Below are 19,022 nucleotides of genomic sequence, written 5' to 3' on the forward strand. Positions count from 1 at the left end.
CCCGGTGATTTTCAAGGCCGTCGGCGACTCGCGCCCGTACCCAGACCATGGACTCGAGACGACCAAGGACTGGTCGAACGTCCCGCCTCGGGTGGTGCAGCTCGGCGAGCTCATCACGACCAAGAGCACGCTCGACCTGCGCGGCCTGCTGGCCGACGACTCGACGTTCTACGGAGACCTCTTCCCGCACTGCGTCGAGTGGGAGGGCGAGCTCTACCTCGAGGACGGGCTGCACCGGGCACTTCGTGCCGCGCTGCAGCAGAGACCTGTCCTTCACGCCCGAGTCCTCGTACTCTCCTGACACAGGGCCGCTCGACCGCGGGGGCCGACGGACGAAGGAGCGTGGATGTCGGAGGTCGTTGACGAGGACGACCGCACCTACCGGGTGCGACGTCAGCGCCGATCGACGATCGTCATCGCGGTCGTCCTGCTGAGCCTGGCCGGGGCGTTCTACTACGCCTCGACGTACTTCCGTGACACGACCCCGACTCCGGGGCCGTGCACGACGGAGGTGCCCACCGCCGCCCTGCGGCCAGCCGACGTGAGCCTCAACGTCTACAACTCGACCGAGCGCAAGGGGCTGGCCGCGGCGGTCGCCAAGGCCGCAGACAACCGGGGCTTCAAGGTCAAGGCGGTCGGCAACGACCCCAAGGACGCCAACGTCAAGCAGGTCGCCCAGATCCGCTTCGGCCCCGAGGGCGCCGCGTCGGCACGCCTCGTCAAGGCACACGTGCCGCAGGCGGTCTACGTCAACGACAAGCGCAAGGGCGACACCGTCGACCTCGTCGTCGGTGCGGCGTGGAAGAGCTTCGGCAAGGTGCCGGTCACCCCGACACCGACCCAGACGCTGCGCCAGTGCCCGACGATCACCGTCCAGCAGTGACCGCCCGACCCGCCGGTTCGAGGTAGACGCGCGGGAAGAACTGCGGCGCGTCCACCTCAGACGACAGGACCCGGACTCAGGCGTCGAGCGGCACCAGCGTGGCGACCATGAGCGCCTTGATCGTGTGCATGCGGTTCTCGGCCTGGTCGAAGACGACCGAGGCGTCGGACTCGAACACGTCGTCGGTGACCTCGAGCTCCTTGAGCCCGAACTGCTCGTGCACGTCCACGCCGACCTGCGTCTCGAGGTCGTGGAAGGCGGGCAGGCAGTGCATGAACTTGACCTGCGGATTCCCTGTCAGGGCAAGGAGCTCCGCGTTGACCTGGTAGGGCGTGAGCAGCTCGATGCGCTCGGCCCACACCTCCTTGGCCTCGCCCATCGACACCCACACGTCGGTGTGGACGAAGTCGACGCCGCGCACCCCCTCGGCCACGTCCTCGGTGAGGGTGACGCGCGCACCGGTCTCGGCGGCATACCTCCTCGCGACGGCGACGACGGCGTCGGACGGCCACAGTGACTGCGGCGCCACGATGCGCACGTCCATGCCGAGGAGGGCGCCGGTCACGAGCAGCGAGTTGCCCATGTTGAAGCGGGCGTCGCCGACGTAGGCGTACGCGATCTGCTCGTCGGGCTTGCCGGCGTGCTCACGCATGGTCAGCGCGTCGCACAGCGACTGCGTCGGGTGCCAGTCGTCGGTCAGGCCGTTCCAGACGGGGACCCCGGCGAAGGCGCCGAGCGTCTCGATGACGTCGTGGCCGGCGCCGCGGTACTCGATGCCGTCGTAGAAGCGACCGAGCACGCGGGCGGTGTCCTTGGCCGACTCCTTGTGGCCCATCTGCGAGCCGATCGGGTCGAGGTAGGTCGTGCTCGCGCCCTGGTCGGCCGCGGCCACCTCGAACGCGCAGCGCGTGCGGGTCGAGGTCTTCGCGAAGAGCAGGGCGATGTTCTTGCCGGTGAGGTGTCGCACCTCGCGGCCCTCACGCTTGGCGGCCTTGAGCTCGGCGGCGAGGTCGAGCAGCGCCCGGAACTCGTCGGGCGTCAGGTCGATCTCCTTGAGCAGGTTGCGGCGGTGGAGTGCGGCGAGCGACATGCACGTGATGGTTTCAGGCGTGGTCGCCGCCCGGCAATCCGGTCTCAGGGGCCCGTCGGCCGCCGATGCAGGCCGAGGCGCCAGCGCACCTGCTCGAGCAGGGCCCGGGCCTGGAGCGGGACGATGACCCGCGGCCCCTCGCCGACGCAGAAGACGACGTCGTCGAAGTGGTGGATGCCGGGCCGCTGCGCGACGGTGCGGAAGGCGTCGCGGGCGGCGCGCAGCTGCGCCACCGTCATGAAGGGGGACGGCTCGTCGGGCTGGTACCGCGAGCCGAGCGGGTAGTCACGCCCCGGTCGCCGCGTCATCTCGACGTGGCAGCCGAGGACGTGACGCACGTCGCGGTCGTCGGCGAAGGTGACGAGCCGGTCGAAGGTGTCGAGCAGGGCCGGCGGGTCGTTGACGTAGATGCGGCCGGGGTAGACGGTGTCGCCGGTGTGGAGCAGCCCGGTGCGGGCGTCGTGCACGGCGATGGAGGCCGCATGGTGCCCGGGGATGCCGAAGATCTCGAGGGTGCGATCGCCGAGGTCGAGGGTGACGACCTCGTCGGGCCAGTCGCCGATGCCGAAGAAGTCGCGCACCGCCTCGACGTCGCGGCCGACGACCGTCGTGTGCGGTCGGTCCGCGAAGGCGGCGTCGCCGGCGACGTGGTCGCCGTGGCCGTGCGTGTGGGCGACGACGAGGTCGTACGCGTCGACGGCGGAGGCGGTGACCGTGTCCTGCGTCGAGCGCCAGTCCGCGACGAGGTCGTCGACGATCCGGCGCAGGGTCGTGCCGTCGACCGCGCCGGTGTCGAGGAGCAGGGCGCGACGCTCGCCGAGGAGCAGCAGGATGAACGGCGCCTCGAAGGTGAGGTCCTTGCTCTGCCGGATCAGGACCGTGCCGGGGGCGAGGTGGTGGACCTGGAGCGGTGGGTCGGTCAGGTGTCGTGGCGACGGGGAGCCGTGGATCCAGGCGACGTCGGTGTCGAGGGGGAGCGGCGCGAGCGGGGCCATGGGCTGATTGTGCTCCGGGGTGGTGTCGGGCGTCCTCCCGGGATGCCGATTTCTTGTGCGGGGTCCGCCTCCGGTAGCCTGCGCGACGGAGGATTCGCATAGTGGCCTAGTGCGCACGATTGGAAATCGTGTTGGGATAAAACCCTCGGGGGTTCAAATCCCCCATCCTCCGCCAACAGCAACGGCCCCCATCGCGCTCAGCGCGATGGGGGCCGACGCTTCCCCCATCCCCGCGCACGATGGTGTCCCCAGCCCGCGACAGGAGACCCAGCCCGGACGAGGGCCAGGGGGCCTGTCGGCGAGCTCCACGCATACGCAAGCTCTGACGGCGGTCTCCACGCTCGTGGACGAGGCCGACGACGCCACGACGAGCGCGCCGAACAGGAGTGCGAAGCCGACCGTCCAGCGGATACCCGCGACATCGGGTCCGGGACGACGAACGTTGCGGCGGCAGTGAGGATTCCGGCGATCACGAGCCCGAGGGGCAGCGGGCCCGGGGCGTCGGTCGGCGCCAGAGGCGAAGGTCCCGAAAACCGTGCGACGGCTGTCGGTGGGTCACGGCAGACTGCCCCGGTGAGCTCGACCAGTGCCGCCCGACCACCGCTGTCCTCGTTCTGGCACGACCTGCCGCGCGAGGGCAAGCTGCTCATCTCGACCGTCGTCTTCCAGTCGATCGGCACGGGCCTCGTCCTGCCGTTCATGGTCGTCTACCTCCACGAGGTGCGCGGCATCCCGCTCGAGGCCGTGGGGCTGCTGCTCGCCCTCCAGGCCGGGGTCGGCATCGTGCTCGTGGCGCCGGCGGGGGCGCTCATCGACCGCATCGGCCCGCGGCGGGTCTACGCGAGCAGCCTCGTCGCGCTGCTCCTCGCCGACGTCGTGCTGGCGCTCGCGACGACGACGGGGCAGGCGGCGTTCGCGCTCGTGCTCATGGGCTACGGCTTCGGCATCGTGTGGCCGGCGTCGAGTGCACTCATCGGCAACCTCATCCCCACCGAGCAGCGCCAGCGCTACTTCGGCATCAACTTCACGCTGCTCAACCTCGGGATCGGCCTCGGCGGCATCGTCGGTGGCCGCTTCGTCGACGTGACTCGGCCCGGCACGTTCGTCACGGTCTACCTGCTCGACGCCCTCAGCTACGTCCCGGCGCTGGTGATCCTGCTCGGCCCGCTGCGCCGGGCCCGTGACCGGGTCGAGCGGCCGGTCGACGCCGGGTCCGAGTCGGTCTCCTACCTCGCGCTGCTGCGCGATCCGCGGCTGCGCGCGCTGCTGCTCCTCGTGGGGGTGGCCGCGCTCGTCAGCTATCCCCAGCTCAATGCCGGCATGCCGGCCTTCGCCCGCGCGGTGGGGCAGGTGTCGACCGAGGGGCTCGGCTACGCGTTCGCCGCCAACACCGTCGTCATCGTCCTGCTGCAGCTCTTCGTGCTCCAGCGCATCGAGGGGCGGCGCCGCACCCGCGTCACCGTCGTCATGGCCTTCACGTGGATGGTGGGCTGGTCGCTGCTCGGCGCGACGTCGCTCGTGCCGGGCACCGTCACGGCCACGGTCCTGCTCTGCGCCTGCGCGGGCGTCTTCGGGCTCGGCGAGACGATGCTCCAGCCGACGAGCGCGGCCATGGTCAACGACCTCGCGCCCGACCACCTGCGCGGCCGCTACAACGCGCTCAGCTCGCTGATGTTCTCGGTCGCGTTCGTCGTCGGTCCGGTCGTCGCGAGCCTCCTCATCGGCCGCGACCTCGGCCTGGTCTACATCGCGTTCCTCGTCGGCGGGTGTGCCCTGCTCGCCGTCATCGCGCTCGTCGTCGAGCGGCGCCTGCCGCCGCACGTCAACGGCGTCCGTGAGGTCAAGGAGGTGCCGGCCGCGAGCCCGGCCACCGCGGGAGGGGCGATTTCCGGCTGACGTCGGCCGCGGCATACACTGGCCGTCGGCACCCCGCGTGGTGGTACCTCTCCGAACTCCCCCAGGGCAGGAATGCAGCAAGGGTAGGAGAGCTCTTCCAGGTACGCGGGGTGTCCCTTTCCCTCCGGCTTCCTTCCGGGCCGGGCGCTCGTGGGCCTCCGTCAGGGTGGGGGCGCCGTCGTGGTGCCGACCCGCAGCAGGACCGGCTGGGTGACGCTGCGCGGGCGCGTGCCGTCGAGCCGGCGGCGCACGAGGGTGCCGAGAAGGCGTCCCTTCTCGCGGCCCTGCTGGTCCATCGTCGTGATGCGGTGCGGCAGCCAGGGGAGGTCGACGCCGTCGAAGCCCGTGACGCTGAGGTCGTCGGGCACCCGGAGGCCGAGCTCCTCCGCCGCGACGATGACCCCGGCCGCGATGACGTCCGACTGGGTGACGATGGCCGTGGGCCGTTCCTGCTCCGGCACGTCGAGCAGGGCGCGGCCTGCGATCCGGCCGCCCTCGAACGACGACCCGTCGCCGGTCTGGACCGCGGGGGCCTCGGGCCCGAAGACGTCGCGGAAGCCGAGGAGACGCCCCACGCTGGGCACGTTGGCCTCACCCGGCCGCACCTCGGCGTCCGGGACCGGGCCGGCGGTGCTCGTCGGCAGCAGCGGCATGGCGACGTGGGCGACCCGACGGTGCCCGAGCTCCCTGATGTGCTCCGCGACGGCGACACCGGCGGCGCGCTCGTCGATGCGGACCTGGGTGATGCGCCGGTCGCCCGGCACGCCGGTGCTGAACATCGGGATGCCGCGGGCCGCGAGGTGCTCGACGGCCGGGTTGTCGCCGGGCCCGCAGAGCGAGAAGACGACGGCGTCGAGGGCGAGCGGCGCGAGCTGGGGGATGACGGACTCGCTGGTGCCCGCAGGCTGCCCGATGAGGAGCATGCCGGTGGGCACTGCTTCGAGCACCTCGGCGAGGCCGTCGAGGACGGCGATGGCGAACGGGTCGCGGAAGGCCATCCGCAGGCGTCCCTCGACGAGGACGCCGATCGCGCCCGAGCGGCCATGGCGCAGCGACGAGGCGAGAGGGTTGGGTCCGGTGAAGCCGAGCTCGGACGCGGCTGCGCGGACGCGGTCGCCCGTGGCCTCCGCGACCGGTCCCTTGCCGCTGAAGACGAGGGAGGCCGTCGACACCGACACTCCTGCGCGCTCGGCGACATCGCGGAGCGTCGGGCGGGCTTGACCTCGGGCAACCATGGGAGGCATGCTATCGAAACGTTTCGAGTCGAATCGATTCGAAGACGTCCCGGGGCTCGTCCCCACCGCTCGACCCACGCTCCGACCCACGCTCCGACCCACGCTCCGACCCACGCTCCGACCCCGTCGCCGGGCCGCGGTCGAGGTGGCCGGCCGTCCTGACGGCCCGCCTGCTCGTCTCGCCCCGACCGTCGCCGTCCCTGAGAGGCTCTTGTCATGTCCGCCGTCAGCGCCCCGCCGGCCGCCGTCGTCCGCACGGCCCGCACCGCCGTCTTCACGGCCTTCGCGATCAACGGTGCCGCGTTCGCGGCCTTCGCCTCGCGGGTCCCGGACATCAAGCACGAGCTCGGGCTCTCGGCCGGCGAGCTCGGCCTGACCCTGCTCGCGGCCTCGCTCGGATCGGTGATCGGCCTGCCGCTGTCGGGCTGGATCGTGCACCGCCTCGGGGCCGCCCGCACCCTCATGGGCGCTGCCATCGTCCAGAGCGTCGGACTCATCGGTGTCGGTCTGGGTGTCGACGTCGCCGGCAACCGGGCAGTCGTCATGGCCGGCCTCGTGCTCGTCGGCATCGGCACCGGCGTCTTCGACGTCGCGATGAACCTCGAGGGTGCCGAGGTCGAGCGCTTCCTCGGCCGCGCGATCATGCCGCACTTCCATGCGGCCTTCAGCGGTGGCACGGTCGTCAGCGCCCTCATCGGCGCCGGGCTGTCGTTCCTCCACGTGCCGGTCGCGGTGCACCTCGCCGGCGTCGTCGTGCTGCTGCTCGCGGTGACCCCGTGGTTCCTCCGCGCGTTCCTGCCCCGGTCGGTCGAGACGGACGAGACGGGTGCGGAGGTGCGGTCTGACGCCGGGATCGGTGCCGCCTGGCGCGAGCCACGTACGCTGCTCATCGGTGTCGTCGTGCTGGCGGCCGCGTTCACCGAGGGCACGGCCAACGACTGGGTCGCGGTGGCTCTCTCCGACGGCTACGGCCTCGAGCGCTGGGTCGGCGTCGTCGGCTTCGCCGTGTTCCTCACCGCGATGACCGCAGGCCGGCTGCTCGGCACCCGCGTGCTCGACCGGCGCGGCCGAGTGCCCGTGCTCCGCGTCCTCTTCGTGTCGGCCGTCGTCGGCTGCCTGCTCGTCGTCTACGGCGGTCCGGTGCTCGCGTTCGTCGGAGCCGCGGTCTGGGGTGTCGGCGCGAGCCTCGGCTTCCCCGTCGGCATGAGCGCCGCGGCCGACGACCCGAGGCGCGCCGCCGCCCGGATGAGCGTCGTCTCGACGATCGGCTACACGGCCTTCCTCGCAGGCCCGCCCCTGCTCGGCTTCCTCGGCGACCACGTCGGGGTGCTGCACTCGCTGCTCGTCGTCGGCGCCATGGCGGTCGTCGCCCTGCTCGCGCTCCCCGCCGTCCGCGAGCCCGACGCGAGGGAGCGCCCGGCCCCACTCGAGTGAGCGCCCAGCCCCACGCGAGTGGCCTCGGCGCCCCACCTGTCACACGCGCCTGGGACGCCGCGCTCGCTCGACCGGTGCGACGCGCTCACTCGACGGGGTGCGGGGGTCAGAAGTACTCGGTGATGAAGGGCTGGCAGGCGAAGACGGCGTCGAGGGCGGCGTCACCCTCGGAGGTGCCGCCGCTCGCGAGCCCGGCCAGGCGCAGGCGCGAGACCGACCAACCGCACCACAGCGCCGACAGGCCGCGGGCGTCGACGTGCAGCGCGTCCGAGGCGATCGCGTCGGCCACGTGGGTCTCGGCATCACCTCGAACCGGGGCGTCGCCGGTGCGGGTCGCGGTCCCGCGGCCGTCGGCGACCGAGAGCGTCCAGCGGCCGGCGTTGGCCGGCGCATCGGAGTCCTCGACGAGGAGGTCGACCTCGACCGAGGTGTGCCGACCGAAGCCGCGGCCGGTGAACGCCGCCCCGAGGTCGATGACCCGGGCCATCCACGGGACCTGCCGCGCGTCCGCCACAGGCAGCCCGCCGAGCACGAGCGTCACCGGGTCGCGGGGGTCGAGGAAGGTGTGCACCGTCGGAGCGGCGGACGACCCCGAGCCGACGACCCCCCAGAGCGTCGCCGCCGCCTCGGGCGTCGTCGCGACGAGCTCCTCCACCGTGACCGCCTGCTCGGACAGGTCGTAGACGACGAAGCCGCCGTCGACGACGTACGCGATGAGCTCGTCACGCTCGAGCATCCCCGTCAGGGCTGCCACCGACCGCACCATCGGTCCGCTCACCCCGGCCCGGGCGCTCGTCTCGCGGGCAAGGTCGTGCAGGTGCTGCGCGTCGTCCGGCACGGCGGGGCGCAGGCCGTTCGACGCCGCCCGCCCGGAGCGCGAGGGTCCGAGGTCGCGGACGTGGTGGGCGGCATACGTCATCCGCGTCTGCACGCCGCCGATCTCGTAGCCGGAGCGGCGGTAGAGGGTGGCGGTGGTCGGGAAGAGGCACGACACGACGTCACCGAGCTCGCCCATCCGCGCGATGAGCGCGCGGGTGAGGGCCGTGGCGACGCCTCGGCCCCGCGCGCTCGGCTCGACGTAGACCCCGGCGACACCACCCATCTGCAGGTGCCGCCCGCCCCAGGCCTGCTCGAACGGTCGGATACGGCCGGCGCCGACGACGGTGTCCGACTCGTCGACGACCGCGATCATCCGGCCGCCGAGGGTCTCGGCCGAGACGCGGTGCCACCACGCGTCGCCGCCGATGCCGAGCGGCCCGAACGACCGGCTGCGGATGGCCAGGACGGCGGGGAGGTCGGCGTCGACGACGTCACGGGTGCGCAGCTCGCTCATGGCCCGAACCTAACGAGTCGCCGCCCGCGACGGCGAGCGGGTTGTCCCTCAGGCCCGGTGCAGGTAGGTGAGCCGGCGGACCTTCGAGACCGCCCACGCGAGCACGGCGTAGACGAGCCAGCTCACGACGGAGAGCCACGTGTAGCTGCCGGCCTTGGTCAGCACCGCCACGAGCGAGCCGAGCAGGACGACGGTGAAGGCCGGGACGGCATACCAGGCGATCACCATCTGGGGCCGCAGCATGAACGTGGGCGAGCCGCGGAACGCCGCGAGCACGTTGCCCGCGACGACGAGCACGAGGACCAGCCACAGCGACAGCGGCGCGCTGGCCGGCAGCGAGCCGATCGCCGCCGCGACGCCCACCCAGCCGCCGAGGACGAGGACCGTCAGGGCCGTCGGCACCGTCACGTGGGCCCCTGCCTCGGTCAGCTCGCTGGTGCCGAGCAGCGACGGGGTGCCGACGTTGTCGGCCTGCAGGCGCAGACCCTCCGCCCAGGCCCCGAACCCGAGGTAGAGCGGCAGCAGGCCGATCGTCGCCGCGATGCTGGGTGCCGCCGGCTGCGTGAACGCCCACGTGACGATGGCACCGCCGAGGGCGGTGAGCCCCAGGCCCGAGAGGAACGCGCCCGGCGTACGCCGCAGGCCGAGGACGTCGCGGCGCACCAGCACGCCGAACGGGCGGCCGGGTCGCAGGCGGGCCGAGCGGCCGTGACGGATCGGCCGGGTCAGGGCCAGGCGCGCCGTGCGGAGGTTGCCGGTCAGGGCCGAGCCGGCCATCGTCGAGGTGTTGGCCGAGTGCGCGCGCAGGGACTCCGCGTGCAGCTCGCGCAGCGCGTCCGGCACGCGCCAGAGCAGGCTGAGGCCGCGGTCGGGCCCGGGCCAGGAGCGCACCTGCGACCAGAGCCAGAGGCGCGTGGCGAGGACACCGAGAGCGGTGCCGACGGCCGTGGTCACGATGATCGTCACCGGGCCGGCCAGGTGCGCGAAGGCCAGGCCGGCGCCGATGGTCAGCCCGCTGAGCGCCCCGATGAACAGACCCCCGACGGCGGCGTAGCGCCACCACCGACGCAGGGCCAGGGCGCGGTCGAGCGGCACGGGTAGCACGAGGTCGATCCAGGGCATGGGCGGCACGACCGGGCCCCGGAAGCGGCCGGCGAAGACCACCGCTCCGAGGAGCGCCGCGACGGACGCGACGAGCAGCGCGATCGCCTCGGGCGAGCTGAGCTGGTCACCGAGCGAGGAGGCATCGGACGTGCGGAACACGGCCTGGACGATCGGCAGGCCGTAGACGAGCGCACCGAGGAAGAGGACGTAGCCGGCATACAACCCCTGCTGCCGCGCCTTGCGGGCCGCCTCACCGCCGATGACCCAGTCGGCCTGGCCGAGCAGGTCGTGGTCGTCGTAGTCGACCTCCGCCGGAGTCGTCGGCTCGTCCGTCATCGGGTCGGGCGTCGTCGGGTCGGGCGTCGTCGGGTCGTATGCCGTCCGGTCGGGTGCCGTGGACTGCGGCCGTTCCGCCGGCGCCGGTTCCGCCGGCATCGGCTGGGGTGTCCTCGGCTGGGCTGTCGTCGGCTCGGGCGCGGGCTTGGCGCGGGCCGGTTGCTTGCGCTTGCTCATCGCGGGTCCACGGTCAGCGTGCCGGGACGATGTCGACGACGCGGGTCGCGAGGGTGGCCGTCAGCTCGGGGTCGTGGCAGGCCATGACCACGGTGCCGCCGGACTCGGTGCGCTCGCGGATCAGCTCGGCGACCACCTGGCGCTTGCCGGTGTCGAGCCGCTGCTCGGGCTCGTCGAGGAGCACGACGCTGGCGGGCCGCGAGAACGTCAGCGCGAGCCGGAAGAGCTGCTCCTGCCCCGACGACAGCTCGTGCGGGAAACGGTCGTCGAGGTGGGCGATGCCGAGGCGGTCGAGCAGGGCGAGGCTGCGGTCGTCGGACGTGGCCGGGTCACCACCCCACGTCGAGTCGATGAGGACCAGGTGGTCGACGAGGGTGAGGTCGCGGTAGGTCGTCGGGGCGCCGAGCAGGGCCGCGACGGCGGCGCGGACCGTCCGGTCGCGCTCGTCGGCCTCGCGGCCGCCGATGGTCGCGGTGCCGGTGCTGGGCACGAGCAGCCCGCCGATGATCCGGAGCAGGGTCGTCTTGCCGGAGCCGTTGGGACCCCGGAGCACGATGCACTCGCCGGGGTCGGCGCTGACGTCGGTCGGCAGCAGCAGGGTCGTCTCGTCGATCGTCTTGCCGACGCCCTCCGCACGGACCTCACCGGTCAGCACTGCGACCGCACCCATCTGCATCCATCCCTTCGTCGACCCTGTCGATCTGTCGGAAGCCACCGTATGCCGCCCGGCTCAGAATGCCCTGACCGGGAGAAGGTGCCCCATCGAGGTGAGGGGGCGGCGAGGTCGGAGCGGGGGTCAGCCCTGCGCGCCCACGGGCGGGCCCACGAGCAGCGCGACACCGGTCAGGGTGAGCACCGCGACGACGCCGACGCCGACGGCGACCATCGGACGGGCGAGCAGGGCGGCGACGACGCGCTTGGCCGGGGTGGTCGGGGCCTCGCCGTCGCGGCCGAGGCGCCAGCCACCGTCGAGTCGGCCGCGACGCTCGAGGCGCCGCTCCCACCACACGGTGAGGAACGGCGGGACCGCGCTGAGCAGGCCGAGCAGGCCCTCACGGACCGTCCAGCGCTGGTTGACCCAGAGCAGGACGGTGACGAGGCAGAACGCGATGAAGACGACGCCGTGCACGAGTCCGAAGACCCGGACTCCGAGCTCGGTCGTGTGCGTGACGTACTTGAGGACCATGCCGAGCAGGAGCAGCGCCCAGGTGACCACCTCCGCGAGGGCGATCCGGCGGTAGAGGGTGCGAGGGGTCATGCGGAGATCTCCTACGTCGTGTCGTACTCGAGTGGTCAGTGTGCCAAATGCCCGGCAGGCACCCACGAGCACCCCGGCGCCCCTCACGGCCGTGCCGGACAGGGGTGCCGGACAGGGGTGTGCCGTCGCGGCCCCGGTGCGACGGCATACCCGTGTCGGCTCGTCCGTGGGCTCAGCGGCGGGCCACCTTCTCGGGGAGGGCGACGCGGACGCTCGTGCCGATGATCCACACGTCGATGAGGGTCTGCGCCGCGAAGAGGTTCGACACCTGCGGGTTGCCCGTGACCGCCAGCAGTGGAGCGGCGACCGCGAAAGCGATACCTCCGACGACACCGGCGACGGCGAGGAGTCGCGCGGGTCGTGTCGCTGCGGCCCGAGCGACCGCGACGGCGAGAAGGGCCACCGACAGGCCGACGAGTGGGGTCGTGAACGTCGAGAGGGCCAGGTGTGTGTCGACCATCGGGGTCGCGCCGCCGACCTCCAGCGCGTCGTGCTCGGCGCCCGCGAGCAGGTGCGGCACGAACTCGGGCGTCGCGACCGTCCACGCGATGATCGTCCCGGTGAGCCACGGCCGGACCGGGGCAGGAAAGGCGTCGTGTCGCCGGAGCAGGACCAGGCCGACCACCGCCGTCAGCATGCCGGCGAGGAGTACGGCATGGGCGGGCAGCCAGGCCGGGGACCCGATGAGGGCGAGGAGACTCTGGTGCATCGACCCCGACGTCTCGTGCGGGTGCATCGTCCCGCCGATGGCGAGGAGTGCCCCACCGATGCCGAAGACAGCGGCCGCGCGTCGCACGGCGTCGTGTCGGGCCGACACGCGATCCGACGCGCGATCTGACGCGGGGGCGATTGTGCCGGATGTGCGGCCCGCGAGTGCCTCGCCGACCGTCCCGCCCACGAGGGCGCTCATCGCGTTGCCTCGAGGGTGTTGTGGGTGACGGCGACCTGCCAGGTGTCGCCGACGCGGACGAGGACCGAGGTCGACGTGGCGGCGTGGATGCCGGCAAGCGGACCGCTCGGGGCGTCGAGGGTGTTGCGGGACGTCGCGACGATGACGTCGTCGGCGACGTGGCGCGCGTCGACGAGCTCCATCCGGTTCGTGCTGCCGGCGTAGATCCTCGCGAGGATCGCCGCGTGTCCGCTGCCGACGGCGTCGCGGCCTCGGTGGTGCTCCCCGCGGATGGTCACGAAGGTCGCGTCCGAGGTGTAGGGCGCCGCGAAGGCCTTTCCGTCGCCGGCGTTCCATGCCGACTCGAGGCGGTTGAGGATCGCGGCGGCGGTCCCGGTGGCCGCGGTGTGCTGCGTGACTTCGGTGGCGGACGGGTCCGGCTGGGTCGTGCTCATGGTGCTCTCCTTTGAGTGAGTTGCTCATGATTGATTGAGCAATACTCAGTTAATATAGAACCACTCAACCGACCTGTACAGTGGTTTCCGTGAAGAGTTCCGAGCCCGCCCCCCGTGCCTACCGCTCCGCCCTGCGTGAGGAGCAGGCCGAGCAGACGAAGCAGCGCATCGCCCGTGCTGCGCGACGGCGCTTCATCGAGTCGGGCTGGGCGGGCACGAGTGTGCGCTCGGTCGCGGCGGATGCCGGCGTCTCCGAGGCCACGGTCTATGCGGTCTACGGCACCAAGGCGGGGCTCGCGACCTCCCTCGTCGAGAGCGGCGAGATGGATGCCGGGGTCGAGCAGGTCGCCCGCGAGATCGAGGCGGCGCAGGGTGACCCGGCAGCACAGCTCGCTGCGTTCATCCGGTTCGACCGGCGGCTCTTCGAGCGCGGCGGGGATGGCCTGCGCCTCACGGTCGAGGGCGGGCGCAACGAGCCGGCTCTCGCGATGGCATACGAGCAAGGGCGGGCACGCGGCGACGCGAGCCGACGCAGGGTGTTCGCGGCCTGGCCGGGCGACGTGCTGCGTGACGGCGTCACGCTGGACCGAGCGCTCGACGTCTACGCGGTGGTGTGCTCGATCCAGGCGTTCGACATCGCGACGCGTGAGCGTGGCTGGTCCGTCGACCAGGTCGAGCAGTGGTGGGTCGAGACCCTCACCGAGCTCCTCCTCGGCTGACCTGCGCGCCTGCTGGCGCGCCCGCCCCGGTCAGTCGTCGCGGCGGGCGAGGGTCAGGGCGAAGTCACCGTCGGCGTCGGTCCAGGTGCGCTCGACCGTGAAGCCGGCCGCGCCCAGCTCGTCGCGCAGGCTCTCACGGCGGAACTTCGTCGAGATCTCGACGCGGATCTCCTCGCCGTGGGCGAGGTCGAACGTCAGGTCGGCGCCGGGGATGGTGACCCGCTGCGGCATGTCGGCGCGCAGCCGTAGGTCCATCCGCTCCTGGCGCGGGTCCCAGAAGGGCACGTAGGAGAAGGCGTCGATGTCGAAGTCGGCGCCGAGCTCTCGGTTGAGCACCCGGAGGCAGTTCGTGACGAAGCGAGCGGTGACGCCCCGGCTGTCGTCGTAGGCGGAGATCAGCCGGTCGGTGCTCTTGACGAGGTCGGTGCCGAGCAGGAACCAGTCGCCCGGGTCGAGGCTGTCGTGCAGGGCCCCGAGGAAGGCGGCGCGCTCCTCGACGTAGAAGTTGCCGATGGTGCCGCCGAGGAAGGCGACGAGGCGTCGCCCGCCGCGCGGCAGGTGTCCGAGGTGCAGCGTGAAGTCGCCGACGAGCGCCTCGACGCGCAGCGACGGGTAGCGCTCCGAGAGCATCACCGCTGCGTCGCGGAGGGTCTGCTCGGACACGTCGACCGGGACGAAGCGCTCGAGGCTCCCGACCTCGGAGAACGCGTCGAGCAGGGTGCGGGTCTTGTCGCTCGTGCCGCTGCCGAGCTCGACGACCGTGGTGGCGTCGCAGGCGGCCACGATGTCGACGGCGTGGTCGCGCAGGATGGCCCGCTCCCGCTCGGTGGGGTAGTACTCGGGCAGCCTCGTGATCTCGTCGAAGAGGTCGGAGCCGACGTCGTCGTAGAGCCACTTCGGTGGCAGGGTGCGCGGCTGCGAGCCGAGCCCACGGCGTACGTCGTCGACGAGCGCGCCCGAGGCCCAGTCGGGGTCGAGCGCGACGGTGACGACCGGCTCGCGCGCGCTCATCGGCGCTCGCCCCCTTCGGCGAGGCGGACGCCGGACAGCGCCCAGCGCGACCCCGGTGGGAAGAAGTTGCGGTAGGTCGCGCGGGCGTGGCCGGGCGGGGTGAGGGCGCAGCCGCCACGCAGGACCATCTGGCCCGACATGAACTTGCCGTTGTACTCGCCGATGGCTCCGGCCGGTGCGTGGTAGCCGGGGTAGGCGAGGTAGGCCGAGCTCGTCCACTCCCAGCAGTCGCCGTAGACCTGGCGCAGATGACCGGTGGTCGGGCCCGCGGCGCGCGGGTGGAAGGTCTCGGTGTCGGCGAGGTTGCCACCCGCGGCGGACGCGTCGGCCTGGCCGTCGGCGACGACGGCGTGCTCCCACTCGACCTCGGTGGGCAGCCGTCTGCCCGCCCACGCGGCATAGGCATCGGCCTCGTAGTGGCTGACGTGGCTCACCGGCAGTCCGGGGTCGACGGGCCGTGTGCCGCTCAGCGTGTGCTCGAACCAGGCGCCGTCGACCTCGGTCCAGTAGAACGGTGCGCGCCAGCCCTCGGCGCGCACCTTCCCCCAGCCGTCGGAGAGCCACAGCTCGTGCCGCTCGTAGCCGCGGTCGGCCATGAACTCGAGCCACTCGCCGTTGGTGACGAGGCGGTCGGCGAGCCGGTAGGGCTCGAGCCACTGCTGGTGGAGCGGCAGCTCGTTGTCGAAGCTGAACCCGCCGCCGCGGTGACCCACCTCGACGAGGCCGCCCTCGACGTCGACCCAGCCCAACGGGTCGGGAGCGGACGGCGCGAGGGGGCCGCCGGCATACGTCGGCTGGAGCGGGTTGACCGAGAGCACGTGCTTGATGTCCATGAGGAGCAGCTCCTGGTGCTGCTGCTCGTGGTGGAACCCGAGCTCGATGGTGGACGTGAGCTTCTCGAGCGAGCCGCCGTCGAGGGTCGTGACGAGCTCACGCATGCGCGCGTCGACATCGGCGCGGTAGAGCCCGACGTCGTGGGCGCCCGGGCGGGTGATGAAGCCACGCTCGGCGCGGGCGTAGCGGGGCCCGACGCCCTCGTAGTAGCTGTTGAAGAGGAACCAGTACTGGTCCTGGTAGGGCTTGAACGACGGCTCGTGGTCGGCGAGCACGAACGTCTCGAAGAACCACGTGACGTGCGCGCGGTGCCACTTCGTCGGTGACACGTCCGGCATGGACTGGACGGTCTGGTCCTCGGGGGACAGCGGCCCGGCGAGCGTCTCGGTGTGGGCTCGCACCTCGTCATACCGGGCGACGAGCGCGTCGGCGTCCCAGATCGGGTCGGGCATGGGTGACCTCCTCCGTCCGGCCGCTGGCGCCCCGTGCGCCGCTGACCGGTGCAACGACCCTAGGCACACCCGGTGACAGCCGCCCGTCGGAGCGGCCGTCCGTAAGGAGCTGTTCACCCTTTCGACCCCGATCGGCTCCCGCCGTCGGTGGCAGCTCGGTCGGCGTTCCCGGCGTCGGTCGTGGCGGTTAGGGTTTCGGACATGGCCACCGCCCTGTACCGCCGCTACCGGCCCGAGAGCTTCGCCGACGTCATCGGCCAGGAGCACGTGACGGAGCCGCTCATGCAGGCGCTGCGCACGGGCCGCGTCAACCACGCCTACCTCTTCAGCGGCCCCCGCGGCTGCGGCAAGACGACGAGCGCGCGCATCCTCGCGCGCTGCCTCAACTGCGAGCAGGGCCCGACGCCGATCCCGTGCGGCACGTGTGACTCGTGCGTGGCGCTCGCACGCGGCGGCTCGGGCTCCGTCGACGTCATCGAGATCGACGCCGCGAGCCACGGTGGCGTCGACGACGCCCGCGACCTGCGCGAGCGGGCCAGCTACGGCCCGGCCCAGAGTCGCTTCAAGATCTACATCATCGACGAGGCGCACATGGTGACGCCGCAGGGCTTCAACGCGCTGCTCAAGATCGTCGAGGAGCCGCCGGAGCACGTGAAGTTCGTCTTCGCGACGACCGAGCCCGAGAAGGTCATCGGCACGATCCGCTCCCGCACGCACCACTACCCGTTCCGCCTCGTCCCGCCGGCCAAGCTCTCGGCCTACATGGAGCGCTTGCTCGAGTCCGAGCACGTGGCGGTCCAGCCGGGCGTGCTCAGCTTCGTGACGCGCGCGGGTGGCGGCTCGGTGCGTGACTCGCTGTCGGTGCTCGACCAGCTCATCGCCGGCTCGGGTCCCGAGGGGCTCACCTACGACGGGGCCGTGTCCCTCCTCGGCTTCACCGACGGCGAGCTGCTCGACAGCACCGTCGACGCGATGGCCGCCGGTGACGGCGCCGCCACCTTCCGACAGATCGACCGGGTCATCGAGTCGGGCCACGACCCGCGGCGCTTCGTCGAGGACCTCCTCGAGCGGCTGCGCGACCTCATCATCGTCGCCGCCATCCCCGAGGGCGTCTCGCAGGTGCTGCGCGGCGTCCCCGAGGACCAGCTCGAGCGCATGCGGGTCCAGCAGGCGGCGTTCGGGCCGGGGGCGCTGTCGCGCGCGGCCGACATCGTCAACACCGGCCTGACCGAGATGACCGGCGCCACCGCGCCTCGCCTGCAGCTCGAGCTCATCTGTGCTCGGATCCTCCTGCCCGCCGCCTCCGGCGAGCAGGGGTATGCCGCCCGCCTCGACCGCCTCGAACGCCGCCTCGACGTCGGCGGGGTCCCCACCGCCGCCCGCGCCGACGGTCCGCCCACGGCCGCGCCGCACAGCGCGCCGCACAGCGCGCCGCCGGCCTCGCAGCCCTCCTCGCCGCCGAGCGGGGCCGCTGGTGCTGCGGTGTCGGCTCCGGCGCGCACCGTCTCCGACTACACGCCGCCGTCCAGCGGCGGTGGGTCGGCTGCATCGCACTCGGCGGGCGGCATGGGCGGAGGCGGTCGCAGCGCCGGCATCGAGACCGCAGGCGCAGGGGCGCACGGGTCCACCGGTTCGCCGTCGGGCCCGGGTGACCCGGGACGTGTCGACGCCGCCCGCGCCGAGGTCGGCGCGCCGCCGGTCATGACACCGGACGAGTCGGTCGGCGGCCCGTCGGCCGTCCAGTCGCACGGGGGTGGCCAGCACCTCGCGGGCGTCTCCGACGAGGCCCGGTCCGCGCCTGACTCGTCCTCCCCGACACCGGGGGCCGGGCCGGCCGGGGGAGCACCTTCAGGTGCCGACGACCACGGCGCCGGTGCGGCAGGTGGTGCGGCCGGCGGCATGGACACCGATGCCATCCGCCGGGCGTGGCCCAACGTGCTCGGACGCATCTTCACGATGCGGCGCATCACGTGGACGTTCGTGTCGCAGAACGCCCAGGTCACGGCCTTCGACGGCAAGAAGCTGACCCTGGGCATCGCGACGGCGGGTCTCACCCAGACCTTCCGCGCAGGCAACCACGCCGACATCGTCCGCCAGGCCCTCATCGACGAGCTCGGTGTCGACGCCATCGTCGACGGCATCCACGTCGACGCGGTCTCCCAGCAGGCTCCTGTCGCACCTCCGCCGGGCGTGGTTCCGCCCGGGCTCCCCGACCCGCCGAGCAAGGGTGCTCCTGGCGGCCCGGACGGCGGGCAGCCCACCGGACAGCCCGGAAGCCCGCAGGGTGACGGCGGAGCCGCCCGCCAGTCCTGGGGTGATGCCGGCGCGGGTCATGAGTCCGCCGGCCCCCGAGACAGCGGCTCGAGCGGGGCCGGCGGCTTCAGCGGGTCGTCGCAGTCCGGGGGCGCGGCCGGCCCGTCGACCTCCGGGTCACGGGGCGCGTCGGCTCTCGCCGACGCCGGGCTGAGCCCGGTGTCCGGTCGTTCTCTCGAGGACAACGCCGGATGGGGCTCGGCAACCGGGCCTGCTCCCGACTGGGCCACGGGTCCTGCCGGGGAGTCGACGGCCTCGGGTCCGTCGGGCACGGCGGCTGCTGCGGCACCCACGTCTGCAGTGGCAAGTGCGCCGGCCGGGGGAGACGTGCCTACGCACTCCGCCGTGCGCGGTGCGAGCGCCGTGCGGCAGTCCTTCGCCCAGGCCCGGTCCCGGGCCGGTGGCTCCCGTCCCACCGACGACGACCAGCCGCGACAGCCGGTCACCGACGACTCGGCCGTGAGTGCCGACGACGAGGACATCGAGCAGTCCGGCGACGTCGGTCGCGCCGTCATCGAGAAGGTGCTCGGCGGTCGCGTCGTCCAGGAGCTCGAGAGCTGACGTAGCCCGCGCTGGCGCGGGTCCGGTCCCGGCGGGGCGGGCCCGAC

General features: G+C 72.7%; 17 protein-coding genes, 1 tRNA gene and 1 other RNA gene. 8 read left to right on the forward strand and 11 right to left on the reverse strand.

What is annotated here, in order from left to right:
- The first annotated feature begins 4 nt into the window (after positions 1 to 4).
- Together ASG96_RS01250 and ASG96_RS01255 are read left to right on the forward strand one after the other, a co-directional pair.
- Positions 5 to 301 (forward strand): type II toxin-antitoxin system VapB family antitoxin, encoded by a 297-nt coding sequence (locus ASG96_RS01250; RefSeq protein WP_020145941.1) that lies wholly within the window; start codon positions 5 to 7, stop codon positions 299 to 301.
- 45 nt (positions 302 to 346) lie between these two features.
- A complete protein-coding gene (locus ASG96_RS01255; protein ID WP_057586111.1) occupies positions 347 to 883 on the forward strand; it encodes a LytR C-terminal domain-containing protein in 537 nt (178 codons plus the stop codon).
- Positions 884 to 959: 76 nt separating this feature from the next.
- Here the strand turns inward: ASG96_RS01255 and argF are convergent, their stop codons facing one another.
- Both argF and ASG96_RS01265 read right to left on the reverse strand, forming a co-directional pair.
- Positions 960 to 1,973, reverse strand: a complete 1,014-nt coding sequence (argF, locus tag ASG96_RS01260) for an ornithine carbamoyltransferase (protein ID WP_057586113.1) — start codon at positions 1,971 to 1,973, stop codon at positions 960 to 962.
- Between the two features lie 44 nt (positions 1,974 to 2,017).
- Entirely contained in the window at positions 2,018 to 2,968 is a 951-nt protein-coding gene (locus tag ASG96_RS01265; RefSeq protein ID WP_082588970.1) for an MBL fold metallo-hydrolase, read from the reverse strand.
- A gap of 87 nt (positions 2,969 to 3,055) precedes the next feature.
- Here ASG96_RS01265 and ASG96_RS01270 point away from each other — a divergent pair.
- The 3 genes from ASG96_RS01270 to ffs all read left to right on the forward strand — a co-directional run bounded on the left by ASG96_RS01270 (position 3,056) and on the right by ffs (position 4,985).
- Positions 3,056 to 3,143, forward strand: a tRNA-Ser gene (locus ASG96_RS01270).
- A 398-nt stretch (positions 3,144 to 3,541) separates the two neighbouring features.
- On the forward strand, positions 3,542 to 4,864 hold the full coding sequence (locus ASG96_RS01275) for an MFS transporter (protein ID WP_057586115.1): 1,323 nt from the start codon (positions 3,542 to 3,544) through the stop codon (positions 4,862 to 4,864).
- A 24-nt stretch (positions 4,865 to 4,888) separates the two neighbouring features.
- Positions 4,889 to 4,985: signal recognition particle sRNA small type (ffs, locus tag ASG96_RS22440), an RNA gene on the forward strand.
- Positions 4,986 to 5,025: 40 nt separating this feature from the next.
- On the opposite strand, the gene ASG96_RS01280 is transcribed toward ffs, so the two are convergent.
- On the reverse strand, positions 5,026 to 6,108 hold the full coding sequence (locus ASG96_RS01280) for a LacI family DNA-binding transcriptional regulator (protein ID WP_369813557.1): 1,083 nt from the start codon (positions 6,106 to 6,108) through the stop codon (positions 5,026 to 5,028).
- 207 nt (positions 6,109 to 6,315) lie between these two features.
- Here ASG96_RS01280 and ASG96_RS01285 point away from each other — a divergent pair, with 207 nt between their 5' ends.
- Complete coding sequence (locus ASG96_RS01285) at positions 6,316 to 7,533, forward strand: MFS transporter (protein ID WP_057586119.1); 1,218 nt, start codon at positions 6,316 to 6,318, stop codon at positions 7,531 to 7,533.
- Between the two features lie 106 nt (positions 7,534 to 7,639).
- Here ASG96_RS01285 and eis read toward each other — a convergent pair whose 3' ends face one another.
- The 6 genes from eis to ASG96_RS01315 form a co-directional block, all read right to left on the reverse strand.
- A complete protein-coding gene (eis, locus tag ASG96_RS01290; RefSeq protein WP_057586121.1) occupies positions 7,640 to 8,866 on the reverse strand; it encodes an enhanced intracellular survival protein Eis in 1,227 nt (408 codons plus the stop codon).
- Between the two features lie 48 nt (positions 8,867 to 8,914).
- Entirely contained in the window at positions 8,915 to 10,483 is a 1,569-nt protein-coding gene (locus tag ASG96_RS01295) for a hypothetical protein (protein ID WP_056761457.1), read from the reverse strand.
- 13 nt (positions 10,484 to 10,496) lie between these two features.
- Positions 10,497 to 11,153, reverse strand: coding sequence for an ABC transporter ATP-binding protein (locus ASG96_RS01300; protein ID WP_020145753.1), 657 nt, complete (start codon positions 11,151 to 11,153; stop codon positions 10,497 to 10,499).
- Positions 11,154 to 11,279: 126 nt separating this feature from the next.
- On the reverse strand, positions 11,280 to 11,741 hold the full coding sequence (locus tag ASG96_RS01305) for a DUF3817 domain-containing protein (RefSeq protein WP_057586123.1): 462 nt from the start codon (positions 11,739 to 11,741) through the stop codon (positions 11,280 to 11,282).
- 172 nt (positions 11,742 to 11,913) lie between these two features.
- Positions 11,914 to 12,651 (reverse strand): hypothetical protein, encoded by a 738-nt coding sequence (locus ASG96_RS01310; protein ID WP_057586125.1) that lies wholly within the window; start codon positions 12,649 to 12,651, stop codon positions 11,914 to 11,916.
- Positions 12,648 to 13,085, reverse strand: a complete 438-nt coding sequence (locus ASG96_RS01315; protein ID WP_057586127.1) for an SgcJ/EcaC family oxidoreductase — start codon at positions 13,083 to 13,085, stop codon at positions 12,648 to 12,650. The genes ASG96_RS01310 and ASG96_RS01315 overlap by 4 nt, the downstream gene beginning before the upstream one ends.
- Before the next feature lie 89 nt (positions 13,086 to 13,174).
- On the opposite strand from ASG96_RS01315, the gene ASG96_RS01320 reads away from it, so the two are divergent.
- Positions 13,175 to 13,804, forward strand: coding sequence for a TetR/AcrR family transcriptional regulator (locus ASG96_RS01320; RefSeq protein WP_057586131.1), 630 nt, complete (start codon positions 13,175 to 13,177; stop codon positions 13,802 to 13,804).
- A gap of 30 nt (positions 13,805 to 13,834) precedes the next feature.
- On the opposite strand, the gene egtD is transcribed toward ASG96_RS01320, so the two are convergent.
- On the reverse strand, positions 13,835 to 14,815 hold the full coding sequence (egtD, locus tag ASG96_RS01325; protein WP_057586133.1) for an L-histidine N(alpha)-methyltransferase: 981 nt from the start codon (positions 14,813 to 14,815) through the stop codon (positions 13,835 to 13,837).
- Positions 14,812 to 16,101 carry an ergothioneine biosynthesis protein EgtB gene (gene egtB, locus ASG96_RS01330; RefSeq protein WP_057586135.1) on the reverse strand — a complete coding sequence of 430 codons (1,290 nt, stop codon included), beginning with the start codon at positions 16,099 to 16,101 and terminating at the stop codon, positions 14,812 to 14,814. The genes egtD and egtB overlap by 4 nt, the downstream gene beginning before the upstream one ends.
- A 201-nt stretch (positions 16,102 to 16,302) precedes the next feature.
- Between egtB and ASG96_RS01335 the strand changes: the two genes are divergently transcribed.
- Entirely contained in the window at positions 16,303 to 18,975 is a 2,673-nt protein-coding gene (locus tag ASG96_RS01335) for a DNA polymerase III subunit gamma and tau (RefSeq protein WP_056761477.1), read from the forward strand.
- The last annotated feature ends 47 nt before the right edge of the window (positions 18,976 to 19,022 follow it).

Source organism: Terrabacter sp. Soil810, from assembly GCF_001429645.1.
Taxonomy (GTDB): domain Bacteria; phylum Actinomycetota; class Actinomycetes; order Actinomycetales; family Dermatophilaceae; genus Terrabacter.

What these genes read in the sequence shown, in the direction of transcription:
- ASG96_RS01255 (WP_057586111.1), top strand. Translation starts at nt 347, where the DNA reads ATGTCGGAGGTCGTTGACGAGGACGACCGCACCTACCGGGTGCGACGT.
- ASG96_RS01300 (WP_020145753.1), bottom strand. Translation starts at nt 11,153, where the DNA reads ATGGGTGCGGTCGCAGTGCTGACCGGTGAGGTCCGTGCGGAGGGCGTC.
- argF (WP_057586113.1), bottom strand. Translation starts at nt 1,973, where the DNA reads ATGTCGCTCGCCGCACTCCACCGCCGCAACCTGCTCAAGGAGATCGAC.
- ASG96_RS01295 (WP_056761457.1), bottom strand. Translation starts at nt 10,483, where the DNA reads ATGAGCAAGCGCAAGCAACCGGCCCGCGCCAAGCCCGCGCCCGAGCCG.
- ASG96_RS01280 (WP_369813557.1), bottom strand. Translation starts at nt 6,108, where the DNA reads ATGCCTCCCATGGTTGCCCGAGGTCAAGCCCGCCCGACGCTCCGCGAT.
- egtD (WP_057586133.1), bottom strand. Translation starts at nt 14,815, where the DNA reads ATGAGCGCGCGCGAGCCGGTCGTCACCGTCGCGCTCGACCCCGACTGG.
- ASG96_RS01305 (WP_057586123.1), bottom strand. Translation starts at nt 11,741, where the DNA reads ATGACCCCTCGCACCCTCTACCGCCGGATCGCCCTCGCGGAGGTGGTC.
- ASG96_RS01310 (WP_057586125.1), bottom strand. Translation starts at nt 12,651, where the DNA reads ATGAGCGCCCTCGTGGGCGGGACGGTCGGCGAGGCACTCGCGGGCCGC.
- ASG96_RS01285 (WP_057586119.1), top strand. Translation starts at nt 6,316, where the DNA reads ATGTCCGCCGTCAGCGCCCCGCCGGCCGCCGTCGTCCGCACGGCCCGC.
- ASG96_RS01315 (WP_057586127.1), bottom strand. Translation starts at nt 13,085, where the DNA reads ATGAGCACGACCCAGCCGGACCCGTCCGCCACCGAAGTCACGCAGCAC.
- egtB (WP_057586135.1), bottom strand. Translation starts at nt 16,101, where the DNA reads ATGCCCGACCCGATCTGGGACGCCGACGCGCTCGTCGCCCGGTATGAC.
- eis (WP_057586121.1), bottom strand. Translation starts at nt 8,866, where the DNA reads ATGAGCGAGCTGCGCACCCGTGACGTCGTCGACGCCGACCTCCCCGCC.
- ASG96_RS01335 (WP_056761477.1), top strand. Translation starts at nt 16,303, where the DNA reads ATGGCCACCGCCCTGTACCGCCGCTACCGGCCCGAGAGCTTCGCCGAC.
- ASG96_RS01265 (WP_082588970.1), bottom strand. Translation starts at nt 2,968, where the DNA reads ATGGCCCCGCTCGCGCCGCTCCCCCTCGACACCGACGTCGCCTGGATC.